This window comes from Bradyrhizobium sp. Leo170 (assembly GCF_004296405.1).
Lineage (GTDB): Bacteria > Pseudomonadota > Alphaproteobacteria > Rhizobiales > Xanthobacteraceae > Bradyrhizobium.
Genome location: NZ_PSRR01000166.1, coordinates 1 through 17537, shown reverse-complemented (window position 1 = coordinate 17537; position 17537 = coordinate 1). Strand labels below are relative to the sequence as shown.

At 62.9% G+C, this 17537-nt stretch carries 13 protein-coding genes and 4 pseudogenes; 10 read left to right on the top strand and 7 right to left on the bottom strand.

The features are described from left to right. Positions 1-153 precede the first annotated feature (153 nt). The gene (locus tag CWO89_RS48910) at positions 154-276 is read left to right on the top strand and encodes a PIN domain-containing protein (RefSeq protein ID WP_283813350.1); all 123 of its coding nucleotides are present in this window, start codon (positions 154-156) and stop codon (positions 274-276) included. A gap of 24 nt (positions 277-300) precedes the next feature. Here the strand turns inward: CWO89_RS48910 and CWO89_RS25055 are convergent, their stop codons facing one another. Further along, positions 301-1308 carry a murein L,D-transpeptidase catalytic domain family protein gene (locus CWO89_RS25055; protein WP_130231402.1) on the bottom strand — a complete coding sequence of 336 codons (1008 nt, stop codon included), beginning with the start codon at positions 1306-1308 and terminating at the stop codon, positions 301-303. Positions 1309-1403: 95 nt separating this feature from the next. Then, positions 1404-2345, bottom strand: a complete 942-nt coding sequence (locus tag CWO89_RS25050; RefSeq protein ID WP_130231400.1) for a metal ABC transporter substrate-binding protein — start codon at positions 2343-2345, stop codon at positions 1404-1406. A 212-nt stretch (positions 2346-2557) separates the two neighbouring features. Here CWO89_RS25050 and CWO89_RS25045 point away from each other — a divergent pair, with 212 nt between their 5' ends. The 7 genes and pseudogenes from CWO89_RS25045 to CWO89_RS25020 all read left to right on the top strand — a co-directional run bounded on the left by CWO89_RS25045 (position 2558) and on the right by CWO89_RS25020 (position 8097). Then, positions 2558-3529: a CobW family GTP-binding protein gene (locus CWO89_RS25045; RefSeq protein WP_130231398.1), complete on the top strand. Its 972-nt coding sequence runs from the start codon at positions 2558-2560 to the stop codon at positions 3527-3529. Between the two features lie 10 nt (positions 3530-3539). Beyond that, positions 3540-3746 carry a hypothetical protein gene (locus CWO89_RS48075; protein ID WP_130581344.1) on the top strand — a complete coding sequence of 69 codons (207 nt, stop codon included), beginning with the start codon at positions 3540-3542 and terminating at the stop codon, positions 3744-3746. A 78-nt stretch (positions 3747-3824) separates the two neighbouring features. Next, positions 3825-4265 (top strand): hypothetical protein, encoded by a 441-nt coding sequence (locus CWO89_RS25035; RefSeq protein WP_130231394.1) that lies wholly within the window; start codon positions 3825-3827, stop codon positions 4263-4265. Positions 4266-4412: 147 nt separating this feature from the next. Then, positions 4413-5049: pseudogene (locus CWO89_RS49640) on the top strand (DUF1007 family protein). Continuing rightward, positions 5046-5507 (top strand): annotated as a pseudogene (locus tag CWO89_RS49180) (HoxN/HupN/NixA family nickel/cobalt transporter); the annotation flags it as partial. The pseudogenes CWO89_RS49640 and CWO89_RS49180, both read left to right, overlap by 4 nt. A gap of 265 nt (positions 5508-5772) precedes the next feature. After that, the gene (locus CWO89_RS49175) at positions 5773-6174 is read left to right on the top strand and encodes a HoxN/HupN/NixA family nickel/cobalt transporter (protein WP_349644902.1); all 402 of its coding nucleotides are present in this window, start codon (positions 5773-5775) and stop codon (positions 6172-6174) included. Positions 6175-6629: 455 nt separating this feature from the next. Beyond that, a pseudogene (locus CWO89_RS25020) lies at positions 6630-8097 on the top strand (replicative DNA helicase). Positions 8098-8205: 108 nt separating this feature from the next. Here the strand turns inward: CWO89_RS25020 and CWO89_RS25015 are convergent. Continuing rightward, entirely contained in the window at positions 8206-8793 is a 588-nt protein-coding gene (locus tag CWO89_RS25015) for a hypothetical protein (protein ID WP_130228686.1), read from the bottom strand. A gap of 387 nt (positions 8794-9180) precedes the next feature. Continuing rightward, complete coding sequence (locus CWO89_RS25010) at positions 9181-9387, bottom strand: hypothetical protein (protein WP_165421328.1); 207 nt, start codon at positions 9385-9387, stop codon at positions 9181-9183. Between the two features lie 88 nt (positions 9388-9475). Here CWO89_RS25010 and CWO89_RS49170 point away from each other — a divergent pair, with 88 nt between their 5' ends. Next, positions 9476-9655: a hypothetical protein gene (locus CWO89_RS49170; protein WP_165421327.1), complete on the top strand. Its 180-nt coding sequence runs from the start codon at positions 9476-9478 to the stop codon at positions 9653-9655. Between the two features lie 198 nt (positions 9656-9853). Here CWO89_RS49170 and CWO89_RS25000 read toward each other — a convergent pair whose 3' ends face one another. Together CWO89_RS25000 and CWO89_RS24995 are read right to left on the bottom strand one after the other, a co-directional pair. Further along, on the bottom strand, positions 9854-10741 hold the full coding sequence (locus tag CWO89_RS25000; RefSeq protein ID WP_130228688.1) for a DUF7007 domain-containing protein: 888 nt from the start codon (positions 10739-10741) through the stop codon (positions 9854-9856). A gap of 125 nt (positions 10742-10866) precedes the next feature. Continuing rightward, positions 10867-12543, bottom strand: coding sequence for a ParB N-terminal domain-containing protein (locus CWO89_RS24995; RefSeq protein WP_130228685.1), 1677 nt, complete (start codon positions 12541-12543; stop codon positions 10867-10869). A 300-nt stretch (positions 12544-12843) separates the two neighbouring features. On the opposite strand from CWO89_RS24995, the gene CWO89_RS24990 reads away from it, so the two are divergent. Then, positions 12844-13029: a hypothetical protein gene (locus CWO89_RS24990; protein ID WP_130228684.1), complete on the top strand. Its 186-nt coding sequence runs from the start codon at positions 12844-12846 to the stop codon at positions 13027-13029. Positions 13030-13122: 93 nt separating this feature from the next. On the opposite strand, the pseudogene CWO89_RS24985 reads toward CWO89_RS24990, so the two are convergent. Further along, positions 13123-17537 (bottom strand): annotated as a pseudogene (locus tag CWO89_RS24985) (helicase-like domain-containing protein); the annotation flags it as partial.

Here is a 17537-nt window from a genome sequence, read left to right as displayed (position 1 = left end):
TGGGTGGGAAGCACTGTCATCCTGATTGCCGCGCGGCACGGAGCGCTTCGGCAAGCGCGCCCTGTCGCTCGATGACGACATCGTTCGGCGTTGGGGAGGATTTCCGGCGAGGCGAAGCGGGCGGGCCGCCATGCTCCGCCTGTGATCGACACGATGCTCGCCGCAACCGCGATGGAGCACGATCTCTATCTGGTCACACGCAACGTGAAGGACACGAAGCCATCTGGCGCGATGGTGTTCGATCCGTGGAACGAGGATGCACAGATGTTTCCTTGAGTCCGCGTGCCGGACGGTAGAAATTCACCGCCCCTTGCAAATCGGCATCGGCCCTTGCGCTGGTGCCGGATGATCCTTCTTGTATTGAGCCAGGATCGGCTCGTGGGTTTCCTTTGGCCAAAATTTTGGAGCGCGGATTTCGTTCAGACAGGAAGCGTTCCAATATAGTCCCTGGCCGGATAGCGACCGGCCGGCCGCAACCGCTCGCGCGACGGCTTCGATGTCGGCAGAGTTAGGATAGATGTAAAGCGTTGTCGGATTATCCTTCACCATCGCGATGATTAGGTCGGCGTCCGATGGCGACCAACTGGTGCAGCCGTTGCTGCGGCCGCCAGCGTAATCCTCCAGTGTTCCAAACGGAACGTAACCGTCGTGGTTTGCGTACGGACTGCGTGGGTCCTTTCGAAGACAGACGTTCCTCAACAACTCGGCCGGATGCCCGCCGATCTCGCGCTCTCGGGCATTTGCGGTCTCGCCCTCGCCATCAAACTGAACAAACGAGCGTATCAGAACTGCGTCTTGTTTCGCCGAAACACGGTAGTAGCCTTTGAACGACGTCTTCGTCTCGCCGGTTACATAGGCCCCGCCGGCCGTCAGTCTCGAATCCATGGCGTTGCTGAAGTTCTTCGCGCAGCGTCTTCCGTTTGCGAAATCCGCGACGCCTTTCACATCGCGACCGCCGCCGTGACCGGCCGAAATTGCACGAAACAATCGCTCGGATTCGCAGATAACATAGAACCGACGCCCCAATTTGCCTTCGTCTAAATCGTTGGGACGCGTCGCGTCCATGGCGAAGTAGCAAGGATTCTTCACCGCGCCTTGGTTCACTTTTTGCTGGTAAAGCGCACGCGCCCTCTGCAAGACCAGTTCTGTGATTTGATGTTCGCCTTCGCCGACATGTGCCCTCAGCCAAGCTGGAACTCCCGACGGTTGCTGCGCGGCAAAAGACCGCGGCAACGCCAATAAGGCGATGATGACGATGGCACGACTGAAGATATTGACGATAGTCAGAAGAACGGATTTTAACCGCACCAGATCAATTCTCCTGTCGAAGCATTTTGCATGCTAGTTCAAGCGTCGCGGCGTGTTCAACCGTTGGGGCAGGGTCACCCGCCCGGACAAGCACGTCAGTTCCCAAGAGCGCTCGCGATCGTCCTGATATTGTGCCTGACCATCTCGATGTAGTTCGGAGCCTCGCCATTCTCGCTCGTCAGGCTATCCGAATAAAGCGTTCCGCCGATGGCTGCGCCGGTTTCGGAGGCAATCTGGCGCATCAGTCTGGGGTCGCTCACGTTCTCCAAAAACACCGCCGGAATCTTCTCTTTCTTGATCTGCGTGATGATGGTTGCGATATCCCGCGCGCTCGGCTCGGTTTCGGTCGAAACGCCCTCCGGCGCTACGAACGTGAGGTCGTAGGCAGCGGCAAAATAACCAAAGGCATCGTGGGTTGAAATCACCTTGCGCCGCTCTTGGGGGATCGGCGCCAGCGCCTCGCGAACCTCGTGGTCGAGTGCCTCCAGCTTGGTCAGATAGGCCGATGCATTGGCCCTGTACGTCGCAGCGTTGGCGGGATTGGCGGCGATCATGGCGTCACGGATATTGGTGATATAGATCTCGGCGTTCGCAACGGATTGCCAGGCGTGCGGGTCGACTGCCCCCGCGCCGCGATCACGACTCAGTATCTCGCCGGCAGCGACCTTGCGCAACATGATGCCATGGGCAGCGACGAAGGTGGTCGCGGTGCTGCCAGATGATTCCACAAGCCGCGGTAACCAACCCTCCAGTCCGAGGCCATTGACGATGACAAGTCTGGCGCTCCTGATCGCCTCCGCATCGGCGGTCGGCGGCGTGTAGACATGGACGTCACCGTTGGGACCGACCAGCGTTGTGACGTCGACCCCATCACCGCCAACGTTCCTGGCAAAATCACCGAGGATCGAAAACGTCGCCACGACCTTTAGCTTTGTTGCGCCCTGTTGCGCAGAAGCTGGCAAGCTCACCGAGGCTAGTGTAAGGCCAACAAAAATCAGCAGCCGAAACCGTCGAAAGCAGGCCTGCTGCCACGGCATAGAGATGTCGTGTGGCGAACGACGGGTCAATCGAAATGAAATCGCCGTCGAGCGTCCGCGTGTCTGCTCTCAGCCGCCAGAACGGTTGTCCCGCATCTGCCAAGCCCAAGTCTTTCCCTTTGCATCTCCTCCTATTACCTGTAATGTTATAACATTACAATACGGTTTCGCGGCGGCGTTTCGCATCACGTTGCTGAGTGGAAAATGGCCCCATGCCCGATGCTGCACCCCGGCTTCCCGTCACCGTTCTGACCGGTTATCTCGGCTCCGGGAAGACGACGCTGCTCAACCGCATCCTCTCGGAAGCGCACGGCAAGCGATATGCCGTGATCGTGAACGAGTTCGGAGAGGTCGGTATCGACAACGATCTCATCGTCGACGCCGACGAAGAGATTTTCGAAATGAACAACGGTTGTATTTGCTGCACGGTTCGGGGCGACCTCATCCGGATCATCGCAGGGCTGATGCGGCGCAGCCGAGCCTTCGACGGCATTGTCATCGAGACGACAGGGCTCGCAGATCCGGCACCGGTGGCGCAGACGTTCTTCGTCGACGAGGACGTCCGCCGCAAGACGAAGCTCGACGCCATCATCACCGTCGCGGATGCCAGGCATCTCCTCGAACAGATAGACCGCGCGCCGGAAGCGCAGGAGCAACTCGCGTTCGCCGACGTCGTTCTCGTCAACAAGGTTGATCTTCTCGATGTGGACGGGCTCGCAATAGTCGAACGTCGTATCCGAAACATCAACCCATATGCGAAGATTCACAGAACGGAGCGCTGTGGTATCGAGCTCGCCCAGATACTGGGGCAAGACGCCTTCAATCTCGAGCGCATCCTCGAAGTCGAGCCCGGATTCCTCACCGAGGAACACGAGCACGAACACGACGACGGGATCGGCAGCCTGTCCCTGGTCGCAGACCGACCGATGAAGCCCAACAGGTTCATGTCCTGGATTCAGGATGTCACCCAACGCTTTGGTCCGGACATCCTACGCATGAAGGGCATCGCATCGATGGAGGATGACGATCGGCAATTTGTCGTTCAGAGCGTGCACATGCTCGTTGAAGGCGGAAGTCGGCGTCCCTGGAAGGCCCAGGAAACGCGCGAGACACGGCTCGTTTTCATCGGGCGCGACCTGCCAAAGGACCTGCTAAGGCAGGGCTTTGAGGCTTGCTGTGCCTGACAGTGCGCTGATGGGTGAGATCGTAGGATTTGTTCCAAAATCCGAGCTCGAGCGGCTTCGCCTCATTCGCGAAGCGCGCGCGATCTATGACAGCATCTTTCCACCAACCGATGCGGTCGGTGAGCGACCGCATGACGGAGCCGGCAAAGGTGATGCAACCGAACTCAAAGAACCCGCTCCCTCGAAAGGAAACGTCCGGCTGACGGGGCGCTCCTAGCCGCTCGATCGCCATATTTTTCTCGTCCAGTGCGGGGAGATCGCAAATGAAAGGGCGGCCATTGCGCGCGTTCGGCTGATGGCGGTCGAGGCCCAGACGTCGGAAGGGAACGGCTCTTTGGCAGCGGCGACAATGATGATGGCAGGGGCCTTCGCGCGATGCGGAGCCTATCTCGCGCTGGCGGCGCTGATGCTGCAGCTCGCGCTGTCTTTCGCCCACGTCCACACGCATGATCTCGCCTTTTCAGGGGGCGACCGCCCCGATGTCGTGAGCCTCAGGCACGCCAGGTCGACACAGCACGCCGTAACGCAGCTGCCGTCGCGGCTGGCCGATGACGACGACCACTGCCCGATCTGCTTCTCGGGTTTCCTGCTGTCGAACTCTTCGCCACCGGATGCGCCCGCAGATTCGCATCCGCTGCGATTCACCGCGATTGATCGTGCGTTCAATCCGGTTTCCTATCGGATGTTTCAGGCACGTCACGCGGCGTTCCTATCGCGCGCGCCCCCCGCCGCCTGACGTCTTGCTGCCAATTCAAGTCTTCCCGCAGCACAAGTCTTGCGTGGCCCGACGCAAGATGCATGCGTCACCTGACTCCAAACGCATTTGAGACCATCGCTCCCGCTTCTTGCGGAAGCCGTCAGCATCCGATTCGGCGGATAGACCATGACCAGACGCACCTGTTGCTACTGCGCGATCTTTCTCTTGTGGTTGTCCGTCAGCCGCGCACAGGCGCATCCCCATGTCTGGGTCACGTTCCATAGCGAAATCCTCTACGCCGCCGATGGCATCATGACGGGTATCCGCCACGCCTAGACCTTCGATGACATGTTTTCAGCCTATGCCCTTCAGAGCATCTCGCATGCGAAAAAGGGCCAATACACGCGCGAGGAACTGGCCTCGCTCGCCCAAACCAACGTGGATTCGCTCAAGGAATATGACTATTTCACTTACGCCCGTGCCGACGGCAAGAAGCTGAAATTCACTGACCGGAGCGACTACTGCCTCGATTACAAGAACGCTGCCCTTACTGCATTTCACTCTGCCTTTGAAAGCGCCTGCCGTCGCAAAGGCCATGCAGATCGAGATCTACGACCCCTCGACCTTCGTGGATTTCGAGTTCGCCAAGGACAAGCCGGTTTCCTTAAGCGGCGCGCCGCAATGCCTCGTGACCTACGATCTGCCGCACCAGCCAACGCCGGCTGAGCAGGCGCGGCTCGGCCAGCTCGACAGCGTCCCGCTCGACCCCTCCAGCACCTATGGAGAAATTTTCGCCAACAAGATCCTGGTGAAGTGCCCATGACCAGATCGCGTGCTGTCGCCCTGACCACCCTGGCGACGATCCTCGTCGCCTGCACGACCGGTATCCTGTCGGCATCGAGCGCGCCGTTTGGCGCGCCGCATACTGCTGTGCCCATGCCCGGCGTGACGGGCTGGGTTTTTGCCGAACAAGCCGCCTTCTACCGTTCGCTGTCGACCTTCATCCGGGCCGCCAAGGAGGATGGGGCCGCGATGTGGGAATTATTCGGCATCTCCTTCGTGTATGGCGTTTTTCATGCTGTTGGTCCAGGACACGGCAAGGCGGTGATCTCCTCCTACCTCGTCGCCAGCGAGGAGACCTGGCGCCGCGGTGTTGTGCTGTCCTTTGTGTCTGCAGCCATCCAGTCTGTCGTTGCCATCATCGTCGTAGCCATCGCCGCCGTTCTGCTTGGCGCAACCGCAAAAGCGATCGGATTAACCGTCCATCTGGTCGAGATCACGAGTTATGCTCTCGTCATCCTTATCGGCCTCAGGCTTCTTTATGTCAAAGGCCGTGGCTTCCTGATCGGCTGCCGCGAACTGAGCTGGCATCGGACGCCCGATCTGGCTTTTGCGTCGGTTCCGGCTGCCAAGAGTCTAAGCGCTACGACCTTCCGATTGTCCGAGCGGCCGCCTGGCGCCACGGCGATGCGGGGCGGGCAATGCCAGGTCGAGGGATGCGCCGCTCACGAACACGCCTTCCGGTGCCACGACGATCATGAGCATCATGAATCGGCCTGTGGGCCACGTCCATGGGCCCGAGCCGGCGGCGCTCGCCGGCGCAGGCGGCTGGCGGCGAGGGCTCGCCGCGGTGGTCGCGGTCGGTTTAAGACCCTGCTCCGGTGCGATCATCGTCCTTATCTTCGCGCTGGCTCAGGACCTGTTCTGGACCGGTGTGGGCGCAACGCTGATCATGGGCTTGGGTACGGCTGCGACGGTAGCGGCAATCGCAACCCTCGCGGCCAGCGCGCGCGAGGTCGCCAGTCGCATAGCGAAAACGCGGGTAGGACCCGGCATGCTCGCGATGCGCGCGATCGAAGTCGGCGCCGCGGCGCTCATCGTCGTCCTCGGGGCCCTGTTGCTGGCCGGCTACATGGCCAGCGAGCAACTCTGGATGTTCACCGGGTAGGCCTGACGCCATCATTCAAATCGGACGAGCCGACCTGTCATGGCAATTTGTGGCGTTCGCTTTGGTACCAGCCGATCGTCCGCTGCGGTCGGATGCCCGGGGAGGTGAAGCGGACGAGCGGCCATACCAGTCATCGATGCGATCCTCGCCGAGACCGCGATCGGACGCGGTCTTTGTCTCGTGACGCGCAACGTGAAGGACACGAGGCCGGCGGCAGCGATGGTGTTCGATCCGTGAAACGACGATGCAGAGAAGTTTCCGCTGAGCCCACGTTCCGGGCGGTCGCGATAAAAATTCGCAATTCAGCGATTCGGCTCATCACGCACGCGATTCTTTCAGCGGCGCTAACGATTTGGCGCGTCTCTCCCCGGTGCGAACGACGCGCACAAAAGATAGCCTTACGCGGCGGCACTACGATTCGGATGTGTCGTTGATTTCGACCAGCGCAGGACGCAATGGCGCAAGCGGCGCACAGACTGGAACTGGCGGAGATCGAGCGACATCGCGTGATGCCGCACAACATCGAGGCCGAACAGGCGCTGCTCGGGGCGATCCTGATCAACAATGCTGCGTTTTATCATGTGTCCGATTTCGTGAGACCGGACCACTTCTTCGAACCGCTTCACGGCACGATCTACGAGATCGCAAGCGGGTTGATCAGTGCGAACAAGACCGTCACCCCGATCACTATCAAGACTTTCCTTCCCGCCGATCTGGATATCGCAGGGTTGTCGCCATCGCAATATCTCGCCCGCCTCGCTGCGGAAGCGACCACGATCATCAACGCGGCCGACTACGGGCGCACGATTTATGATCTCGCGCTTCGGCGCGAGATCATCAATGTCGCAGACGACATGCGCAATGCAGCCTTCGACGCGGCCATCGATTGCGCGGCGGCAGAGCTGATCGAACGGGCAGAGCAACGTCTCTATGATGTCGCCGAGACCGGACGTTTCGGCGGAGGGTTCGAGACCTTCGACTCGGCGCTCTCCCATGCCATCGACCGCGCGGCGCAAGCGTATCAGAGCGACGGTAACCTCTCGGGCTTGCCGACCGGACTCAGGGACCTCGATGCGAAGATGGGCGGCTTGCAGCCGTCCGATCTCATCATCATTGCTGGTCGGCCGGGCATGGGTAAGACGGCGCTTGCGACCAATGTCGCCTACAATGTCGCAAGTTCATATCAGCCTGCGGCGGCAGACGACGGCTCGCGGAAGGCTGCTGCCGGCGGGATCGTGGCGTTCTTCTCGCTCGAGATGTCGTCGGAGCAACTCGCCACGCGCGTCATATCCGAGCAAGCCGAGGTGTCGTCATCGAGCATCCGCCGCGGCGCCATCGATGAACGGGAGTTCGAGCGGCTTGTCGGCCGCCGCAACGCGATGCGCCGAATCCCGCTCTATGTCGACCAGACCGGCGGCTTGAGTGTTGGCCAATTGGCTGCGCGCGCAAGGCGTTTGAAGCGGCAGCGCGGGCTCGATCTCATCGTGATCGACTATCTTCAACTGATGCAAGGCCGGACACAGCGCGCTGCGCAGAACCGTGTCCAGGAGCTCACCGAGATCACGACCGGCCTGAAGGCGTTGGCCAAGGAGCTCAACGTGCCCACCATCGCACTCTCCCAACTCTCCCGCCTGGTCGAGAACCGGGAGGAGAAACGGCCGCAACTGTCTGACCTGCGGGAATCGGGCTCGATCGAGCAGGATGCGGACGTCGTGCTGTTCGTGTTTCGTGAAGAGTATTACCTGCCAGGAGCCGAGGCCGGACACTGAAGAACATCTGAATTGGGAGGCTGATTTTGCGGCCGCGCACGGCAAGGCCGAGATCATTATCGGTAAATAGCGTCACGGGCCTACGGGCGCGGTGATGCTGTCGTTCCAGGGCGAGTTCACGCGCTTCTCAGATCTGGCGGATGATCGGGGCTGAACGATCGGCGCAAGAGAGAGCAACATGGCAAAGGCCGCTCGTTCGGAGCGGCCTTCGTGCGTGTCGACGACGAGATGATCGGCGGGGCCGAAGCCCCGCCTGCGGCGCTCAGCCGAACGCCGCCATCTGGAGTTCGGCCGCCTTGCGATCGACGGTCTGCCCGGGGTTCTCGATCGGCCGTTCGAAGGGCTTCCAGGCTTCACCGACGACCTGTTCGTAGGCTGCAACAGTGCCTTCAGCCGCCATCCGCAGCGCGTGCGACTGGATGGCCATGTCGGCGGCGAATTCGCGCTTACGCTGCGCGGTGCTGTCGAAGCCGACCGGACCGTCGAGGTCCACATCACGAGCGTCATTGGCGGCCTTCGCCGTAGCGTCGCGGGCTTCCGTCACCGCGCGGCTGTAGAACTGACCCGCTCCGTGGGCGGAGCCGACATAGGCGCCGACGATCCGCTGGAGATGGATCTGCATCGCACGCTCGCCAAGGCCATCGCTGAGGCTCGCGGCCGTCTCGACGATCAGGCGCTCATGGAGATCGCGGATGCCATCGCTGTCGAGAACGGGAAGGCCGAAGCTCTCGGAGATGAGGGTGGCCTGGGTGGCGTCGGGGCAGGCGAGCCTGACCATTTCGAGAGTGGTGCTTTTACGAAGCTGGACGACCTTGGCGGGCTGGCGGGGAGTGCGAGCAGTCTTGGTCATGGGAACATCCTTTCCTTCGGTTTCTCCCTGAAGGCTTGGGCCGGCTCCTGCCGGTCCTCCCTTCGGGTGCGATCGAGAAAAACCGGCGGAAAGACGGGCGCTTCAGGGTCCGGGGCTGCCGGATCGAGCGGAGCGGGTTTGCGGACAAGCAGGGCTTGCAGCCCTCGCGCGGGACGCGGACACGCTTTGCCGAGATCGGCAGTCCCGGCCGCAACGCGGCGCGATAGCGGCCTTGAAGCGCCCGGCCGCCGGTTTACGAGCGCGACAAACCCGAGGGGAGATCCGGCGGGCCGGAACGATGAAGAGAAAACGGGCAAGGATCGCAATGACCTACCGCGAACTCATGCGTCACCCGAGATCGAGAACGACGGGCCAACTTCCTTGATGTCAGGCGATTGCGACTGTGCGCGTCCAGACCTCCGGCCGCCAGAGCCTGATGAGCTCCTCGATCTCGGCGCGGTAGGCCTCCAGATATTTGCGCGACTGGAGAATCGGCGAGGCGGTGCACGACCATTGCCATGGCGATATCGCGATCCGCAGCGAAGACGTTGGACAGGTCGAATCCGCCGAGGCTATCAGCGTCTCACCAGGCAAGGGATGAAGTTCCGACGGTCACGACTGGCCGGTGTTGCTCCTGGCAGTGCGGAGCCGTCGTTCGAACGCCGCGCGGGCGTTGTCATTCATGGTCGCGGTGCCCACGGCTGCGCGATCGCACAGCAAGGCCGGGCCGACTGCACTGGCCGCGAGCATCGAGCCGGTCGGAGAGGAGGCCGCTGCGAGCACAGTACGCCGCGATCGCGGCATCCTGCTGCACGAGCTTGCGGGACAGTGCGTTCGATCTCCGGCCGGCGTTCCGCCGTGATTGCCGAAAGATGCGAACGATACCGCTCGAGGAAGGCACTCGGGTCCGGCGCCCTGCCGGCAGGTTTCAGCTTCAGCTGCAGGATCAGCGCCGTCATCCGCCGCGTGATCTGGCGGTCGATCGAATCGAGCTGGCGCTGAATCTCCCGCCGCGCCTCCCGCATGCGGTGAAGGGGCGCCAGGCGATCCGGGGATAGGCTCATGTGACCCTCCCGATCTGCCAGCCGACGAAGTCCGATGGCCCGCCATAGACTTGGTGCCGGCTCGGGTCGATCACGAAGCCAAAGCGTTTGACCTCGTAGTCGGAGGATGGAACGAGGAAGCGCCGCTCCTCCGTTCCAGCTCCGCGCCTGCCGCCGGGCGTTGCAACGCACTCCACGAAGCCTTCGAAGCGACTTGAGGTGATCGCCGAAATCACGATCCAGTCGTTGGCATGCGTCAGCTCAAAACTGCGGCGATCCTTCTCATAGGACTCTCCCGGCGCGAGCACGGTGCCGAAGATCGTCTCCCAGGCGTCCGGCCATGAATCCTTGATCGTGCGTTCGGCGCAGCGGCGCTCGAACGCCGTGAAGAGATGCGGAAAGGTGATCGCAACGATCGCCCATTCCGAATCTTCCTCATACCAGCCGCCCGTCGATCGCAGCGTGGGATGGACCTTGCGGTTTTCCTCGGCCGAAAGCTTGAAGCCTCCATGTCCGGCCGTCGAGTGTCGTTCGACGCCTTCGGCATAGACGGTCGCGCCCTGCGAGGCGCCCCAGGGCGTGTGGGCACGCGAATACACCTCGACGCGGCCGAGCATCTTACGCTCGCGCTGGTGCTCGGCGTTTTCGAGCACGGCGGCGCGGAATGCCGCCTCGTCGGCAAGCACGCCGGAATGGCCGTAGAAGTCGCCGCGCGTCCATTCGCCCATGGGGCGGGAGATGCGCCGGGCCGTGACGAGATAAAGCCGACCGTCGCGGCGGGGCGCCATCGCGAAGGCCGATTCGCCGACAAGTGCGACGAGAAGGCCGTCAGCGCCGCGGCCGAAAGTGACTGCGGGGAATTCAGGCACGGTTTGGTTCTGGCGTGTGGGAGATGACGCATTCATGCTGCGGTCCTGTCCCTCGGTGACATGTGCGGACATCGTGTCCTCCGGTTTTGCGGATGTGTGGAAACAGAACCGCCGCCGGCTTGGCCGGCGGCGGCAGTCGTTCGGAAGAAGAAGGTAGGGACCTATTCGGCCGCCTCCCTGAACGTAGCGGCGTCACCGTCAGCGAGTTCATCGCGGATGCCGTCGACGTCCTCATCCGTCTCATCGGCGTCGTCCGCAGCGCTCGCGTTGGACGACAGCCATTCGGAAAGCTTCGTCGGGTCCGGTGCGAAGAGCGCCGCGGAGTGGACGAAGCGACCCTCCTTGAAGTGCTCGGCGAGCGCAGCGCGGGTGTCCTTCGCGCGCTGGCGCGGCAGGACCGGCGTGTCCTTGCACGACGCCTCGAGCGCGGGGCGCGACAGGCACGAGAGAAAGTCCTCGGTGCCCATGTTGGGCAAGAACTCGTCCGCGCCGATGGTCGCGCCGGCGATACGGGCGACGATGCCGCTGTTGGTGGCGTTCTCGCGGCACGAGAACACATCGATGAGCATGGCGCGGGCTGAGATGCGCAGCGTGTCCATGTCGAAGGCGAGCTTGCCGTCACCGTCGAACAGCCCCGCCGTGTGCTTCGCCAGGCGGCTATGGCCGTTATGGAAACCGACGCTTCCCGTCGTGACGGAGACGTTCTGACCGAAGGCAAGGATCAGCAGCGCCATCAGCGTGTCGTCCTCGACCGGCGCACGGCCGAGGGCTTCGCGCAGCGCGTCCGTGCGGTAGTCGCCCATCATCTCGATGCCTTTGCGCGTCACATCGGGACGAGGTTTCGAGACTACGCCGACATCGTCCGGAGCGCTGACCGCGTCCGGCGCAGCCTTGCCCTTCGACTTCTTCGCTTCGGACATGCGGTAATGCACCGTCTGCACGCGGCCCTCGCGGTCGAGATACATTGCGGTGCAATCGGACTTCGTCGGCTTGCCGTGGACCCGTTCGGCCTTCGCCGGCAGCTTCACCTCTCCCCAGTTCGTGGTCTCAGCGATGACGCCCTTCTTCGGCAGGTTGTTCGCCATCCACTCATGCTGCGCGCCGAGATAGGCCTCGACATTAGTGGTGTAGCGGCTGTCCTCGTCGGCCGGAGCAAACAGGTCCTCGACCCACTGAATTCCGTACGCCCGCGTGAGATCGTCACCGAAGCTGGCGTGCCGTGCATACATGTGCGTCTTCTGGAGGCCTTGCGCGACGCTCCACCAGGACACCTGCGGGTCCGCCTTGGATGGCTTATGCTTCTTCCAGACCTCCTTCTGCTCGTCGAGCGAGGCGGCGGCGATAGTACGAAGCTGCTGCTCGTTCGGCATGTCGCCCCTGGCCATGTGGTCGAGCATGGCGGGCAGTACGTTCGCGAGCAGGCGCAGCTTCCTGATCTGACGCACGGGAAGCGCAAGCGCGACGCCGATCGCCTCCTCGGTCCAGCCAAGCGCCACGAGGCGCTCGATCGCCCGCCACTGGTCGACCGGGTTGAGCGGTTCGAAGGCGATGTTCTCGACCATCGAGCGCATGGCGCCATTGTCGTTCGCCGCCTCGTCGACGATGACGTCGATCTCGTCAAGACCAGCAGCAATCGCTTGTTTCACGCGGCGATGCCCGGCATAGATGATGTAGGCGTTGCTGCCGCCGGCCTCTGACGTGATGACGGGCGGCTGCACGATGCCGACAGCCTTGATCGTCGCCAGCAGCAGCGCGTCGGCCTGCGGCGTGGATTTCGTCTGACGCAGGCGGTCGGGGTTTTCCTTCAGCGCGCGCGGATCGACCTTGATGAGACGCATGGGAATGCTCCTTTTTGGGGTTGCAGACCGGCTCGGCCGGCCTTTCTCGTCTTCTTTCCGAAGACATCCCCTGGCCCCGCGGAGCGGGCGGGCCGGTGCAACTGCGGCCGAGCATCCCTGCCCGGCAGGACCAGCAGGGCCAAAGCCCTGCGCAGGACGACGGGCCGGGATCGCGCAGGCGGCGGTTGAGCTTCAGCGCCAGCGACCCGCCCGGTCTGCGAGCGGGCTTTTTCCTCTTTTCCTCTTCTTTTCTCACGACCCGCGGGTTCTCTTTTCAGGCCATCTCCTGCATAGTGCGGCATGGCCAAAACAAAAGTGACCTTCAAAGCCGTCCGCATTTCAGAGAGCGACTGGAAAATACTGGCGGATTACCCGGGCAGCGAACAGCGCGAAATCACAGGATTCACCAGCAAGGCAGATGCCGACGACTGGATAAACGGAGACCGCAAGATCGCGTGGCTCCGCTCTCAGGGTTACGCCAAGTGACGCGGTAGCTCTTCAACGCGTCATTCAGTGTACTGGACTGCACCCCTGAAGTGAGACACGGTAATTGCGGTGACAGAGGGGTGCTGAGAGCGTCTAAGCCGCGATCGCCCTCACCTCGCCTACCCCTTCGATGTCCGAGGAGAGCGCCTTCTCGACCTCGACGAGTTGCCGGCGCTTCTCGGCGAGCTCGTCGGCGAAGGCAAAGGCGCCGCCTTCGCGGGACTGATAGGACGCAAGGCGCCGCCGTGCATCGGCGAGACGCTGACGAAAGCGTTCCCGTTCCCCCTCGAAATCAGCGAGCGCGTGCTCCAGGCGGGAGACTGCGCCAAGCGGGGCCACGGTGACTGACAGGTCGATCTCGTATTCGGCGGCGGTCCGCAACAGCATGGTGGTGTAGCGATAGCCGTCGCGTCCGAAGCGCTCGCCGGAATATTCGAGGTCGAAGCCGCCGATCGAGGCGATGACGGTTTCGCCTTCCTGCTGAAGCTGCACGAGGGTCAGAATTTCCCTCATCAGCGCGCGGCCGGCTCCTTGCGTTCGGTATAGGGCCTGCCATTCATGCTCATCGCAAAGGCCTCGCCCGCTGTCGGCACAAGGCGTTCGATGTCTTGTCCGATCTGCGCGATGCGCCGGGTCGAAAACTCGATCTCGCGCTCGGCGTCGCGCATCTGACGGCGCACGGCATGCTGATCATCGACATGAGCGGCGCGCAAACGCTCCAGCCGCGCGATGTCGGCCTCTAACCCCGCCTTCTGCATCAGGCGCTGGTCGCCGGATGCGATCGCCTTCGCCATGGCGAACTGGTTCGCCTGCCCCTCGCCCAAATCTTCGAGCCGGCGAATCGAGGTATCACCCGAGAGCGCGGCCGCGATGAAGCGGGCCTTGCGCTCATTGTTCTGCCACATGGTCGCATCGAGCGAGCCCTCAGTCGCGTAGGCGAAAACATCGACCTCGTCGTGCTGATTGCCCTGACGCACGATGCGCCCTTCGCGCTGCTCGATCTGGGAGGGCAACCAGGGCACGTCGAGATGATGCAGCGCCTTGAGGCGCAACTGCGCATTGACCCCGGTACCCATCGTGTCGGAGGAACCGATCAGGAAGCGGACTTTGCCGGCGCGCACGTCGCCGAACAGGCGCTGCTTGGCCTCGGACTTCTTGTAGTCCTGCATGAAGGCAATTTCCGGGGCGGGCACGCCCATGCGAATGAGCTCGTCCCGGATCCAGCGATAGGCCGAGAAGCCCCGGCTCTTCTCGACGCTGATCGTGCCAAGATCGGAGAAGATCATCTGCGCCGCGCCGGGACGCTCGTACGGCTTACCGTCCGGGCGCACATAGGGGTTTTCCGCGGTCTCCTTCCAGATGCGGAAGGCGTTCGCGATCAGATCGTTGAGCTTGTTGTCGGGCTCATTATCATTGTCGGGATCGACAAACCGCAGGTCGATCGCCGCGTGGCGACCGTCCGTGATGACGGAGAGCAGGATGTCGTCGCCGGGCTCCGGCGGCCGATCGCGCATCTCGATCTCCTTGATGCGCTGGTCGAGCAGCGTTTGGTAGCGCCTGAAGGCGGCCGTCGGCTTGGACGTCAGGATCTGGCGCCGGCCGGTCGAGAGTGACGGCACTTTCAAATATTGACGCAGATCGTCCGGCATCACCACGTCGGCGAAGGAGCGGAACATCGCGATCAGCTCCGGCACGTTGAGGTGGCAAAGCGCGTCACCGGCTTGTACTTACCGGACGGCTGGAGCTCGAGCTCGGTCGAGACGTCTCCGAAAGTCGAGGCCCAGGCGTCGAACTCGTGCAGGCCGCGCTCGAGAAGCGCGGCGTAGCCGAGATAGCGCTGCACGGAGAACATCTCGCCGAGCGTGTTGGTGATCGGCGTGCCGGAGGCGAGCACCAGCGCCCGGCCGGGGTTCTTCGTCTCGATGAAGCGCGACTTCACATAAAGGTCCCAGGCGCGCTGCGAGCCGTTCGGATCGACACCCTTCAAGGTGCTCATATTGGTCGCGAAGCTGAGCTTCCTGAACTCCTGCGCCTCGTCGACGATGATTTGGTCAACGCCGATCTCGGAGATAGTCAGAAGGTCGTCCTTGCGGGTCGACAGGCACTCCAGCCGCTCCTTCAGACCCTGCTTCAACCGTTCGAGCCGCTTGCGCGAGACACGGTCGTCGCTTTCGACCTTGGTCAGCAAGGTTTCGTAAAGCTCCAGCTCGTCCTGGATCATCTGCTGCTCGAACGCCGACGGTACGGCGATGAAACGGAACGCAGAGTGCGTGATGATGATAGCATCCCATGTCGCCGTCGCCGCCCGCGACAGGAAACGCTGCCGCTTGTCCTTGGTAAAATTGGTCTCGTCGGCGACGAGAATGCGCGCCGCCGGGTAAAGCGCCAGGAACTCGCGCGCCGTCTGCGCCAGGCAATGGCCGGGCACCACCAGCATGGCCTTGGCGACCAGGCCAAGCCGCCGCTGCTCCATGATCGCGGCCGCCATGGTCATGGTCTTGCCGGCGCCGACGGCATGGGCCAGATAGGTTGAGCCCGCCGAGACGATCCGCCAGATGCCGCGCGTCTGGTGGCCATAAAGAGAAAAGGCGCCAGAGGCGCCCGGGAGCTTCAGATGCGAGCCATCGAAGGCTCGCGGTGCGATGTTGTTGAAGCGGTCGTTGTAGACGCGCGCCAAACGGTCGGTGCGATCAGGGTCGGACCAGATCCAGCGCTGGAAGGCATCCTTGATCTTTTGCAGTTTCGCCTTCGCGGCCTCGGTGTCCACGACATTGAGCACGCGCCGCTCGCTCATCTCGTCCTTGATGGTGTCGAAAATCTGCGGCACGCGACTGTTCAGCGCATCCGCGAGAAGCTCCCCGGCATGCCGGCGATCCGTTCCCCATTCCGACGTGCCGGCCGCCGTCCATCCGAGCTGACGCGCTTCCACGGTCCAGGAGGCCAGTTCCTGCATGTGATGGATCTTAATGTCAGCGTCCATCGTCTCCTTGACGAAGGCGACGATATCGGCGGCCGGAATCCAGGGCGCGCCGAGCCGCGCGGTGATATCGGAGGGGCGCAAATCGACAGGCTGCACGCCCTGCAGCGCCGTAACGTTGCGCTCATAGGACGGATCGAGCGCGATCGCCGCTTCCGCCACCTTCAACTTGTCGCGGACGTGGCCCGACAGATAAGCGTCCGCCGTCTGCCACGATCCGTCCGCCGGATCGCGAAAGATGGCGCTGCCGAGTTCGGCGACGACGTCCTGGGCGCCACGATGCAAGAGCTCTGCGATGTGCTCGACGTCGACCCGACCACGCTCGTTGAGCACCACGGCAAGCGCGTCGGCCGCGCTGGTGATCACCGGCGGCGCCGGCGGCGAGATCACGCGCCCGGTGAAAATCGCGCCGGGCTTTGCGGTATTGGTCTCGAGGTCATAGTCCTCGATCGAGGCGACCAGCCAGCAATCGGGATCGTCGAGGAAGGGCTGGATGTTGGGGCGGCGATGCGTCTCCCGTACCTCGCCGGTCTCTTCGTCCTCGGCGGTTAAGACGGTGGTGAAGTTGACCGGGCCGAAGTCCCGCACGAAGGTCGACCAGGCGATGCGTAGCCTGACCTGGGCCTCCTTCCAGGGGCAGTCGAACTCCTGCGCCTTCTGCACCTCACGTACCGCATTGCGGATCGGGATGAGCTTCCTGATGATGCGGACATGCTTTTCCGGGATGCCATCGGCGCTGCGGCCCTGGCGGACCTTCACGGAAACGGGTTGGCCGTCGAGGATCTGCATCAGGCCGAGCGCTTTGTCGAAGAAATAGCTGCCCTCGCGCACATACAGGTCGGACGGCAGATCGGCGCCGGCCGGATCGCCGGCGTCCTCCAGATGGGGATCGAGCACGTCGGGTTCGCCGTCGTAGAGCGCTTCCGGAAGGAGAGCGATGACGGCCGAGAGTGCGACGTCGAGGTCCTCGCCTGCGCGGGGAGAGCATGTGTAGGTCTCGCCGAAGGGACCGGAGGCGAGACCATGGGTGCCGAGCACTGACTGCAGATGGTCAGCAAACCAGCTGTTCACGCGGATGGCGCCCTCATCCTGCGTCGCAGGACGGACTTCATCGACATCGAGCCAGGACCGATCGCCTTCAGGGTCGCCGATCTTGCGCTTCCGGAAGAACAGGATGTCGACGACGACGTCGGTTCCGGCGCTGGCGCGGAAACTGCCCTCGGGCAGCCGGATCGCAGCAATCAGGTCGGCGGATTTGGCGATATGCTCGCGCGCCGACGCATCCGCCTTGTCCATCGTGCCCGAACTGGTCTCGAAGGCGGCGAGCCCGCCGGGCTTCAGCAAATCGACCGCCCGCGCAATGAAATAATCATGCAGGCGAAGGCCCAGCGACCGGTACGCACGATCCGAGCGCACAGTGCGGTCGGAGAACGGCGGATTGCCGATGGCAAGATCGAAGCTCGCCGGCAGCTCCGTGCGCGCGAAATCGCCGGCATGATGCGCGCCCGCGGCTGCAACAGGCGCACGATGC

What these genes read in the sequence shown, in the direction of transcription:
- CWO89_RS49175 (WP_349644902.1), top strand. Translation starts at nt 5,773, where the DNA reads ATGAATCGGCCTGTGGGCCACGTCCATGGGCCCGAGCCGGCGGCGCTC.
- CWO89_RS25050 (WP_130231400.1), bottom strand. Translation starts at nt 2,345, where the DNA reads ATGCCGTGGCAGCAGGCCTGCTTTCGACGGTTTCGGCTGCTGATTTTT.
- CWO89_RS25045 (WP_130231398.1), top strand. Translation starts at nt 2,558, where the DNA reads ATGCCCGATGCTGCACCCCGGCTTCCCGTCACCGTTCTGACCGGTTAT.
- CWO89_RS48910 (WP_283813350.1), top strand. Translation starts at nt 154, where the DNA reads ATGCTCGCCGCAACCGCGATGGAGCACGATCTCTATCTGGTCACACGC.
- CWO89_RS48075 (WP_130581344.1), top strand. Translation starts at nt 3,540, where the DNA reads ATGGGTGAGATCGTAGGATTTGTTCCAAAATCCGAGCTCGAGCGGCTT.
- CWO89_RS25000 (WP_130228688.1), bottom strand. Translation starts at nt 10,741, where the DNA reads ATGAATGCGTCATCTCCCACACGCCAGAACCAAACCGTGCCTGAATTC.
- CWO89_RS24990 (WP_130228684.1), top strand. Translation starts at nt 12,844, where the DNA reads ATGGCCAAAACAAAAGTGACCTTCAAAGCCGTCCGCATTTCAGAGAGC.
- CWO89_RS25035 (WP_130231394.1), top strand. Translation starts at nt 3,825, where the DNA reads ATGGCGGTCGAGGCCCAGACGTCGGAAGGGAACGGCTCTTTGGCAGCG.
- CWO89_RS24995 (WP_130228685.1), bottom strand. Translation starts at nt 12,543, where the DNA reads ATGCGTCTCATCAAGGTCGATCCGCGCGCGCTGAAGGAAAACCCCGAC.
- CWO89_RS25015 (WP_130228686.1), bottom strand. Translation starts at nt 8,793, where the DNA reads ATGACCAAGACTGCTCGCACTCCCCGCCAGCCCGCCAAGGTCGTCCAG.
- CWO89_RS49170 (WP_165421327.1), top strand. Translation starts at nt 9,476, where the DNA reads ATGGTCGCGGTGCCCACGGCTGCGCGATCGCACAGCAAGGCCGGGCCG.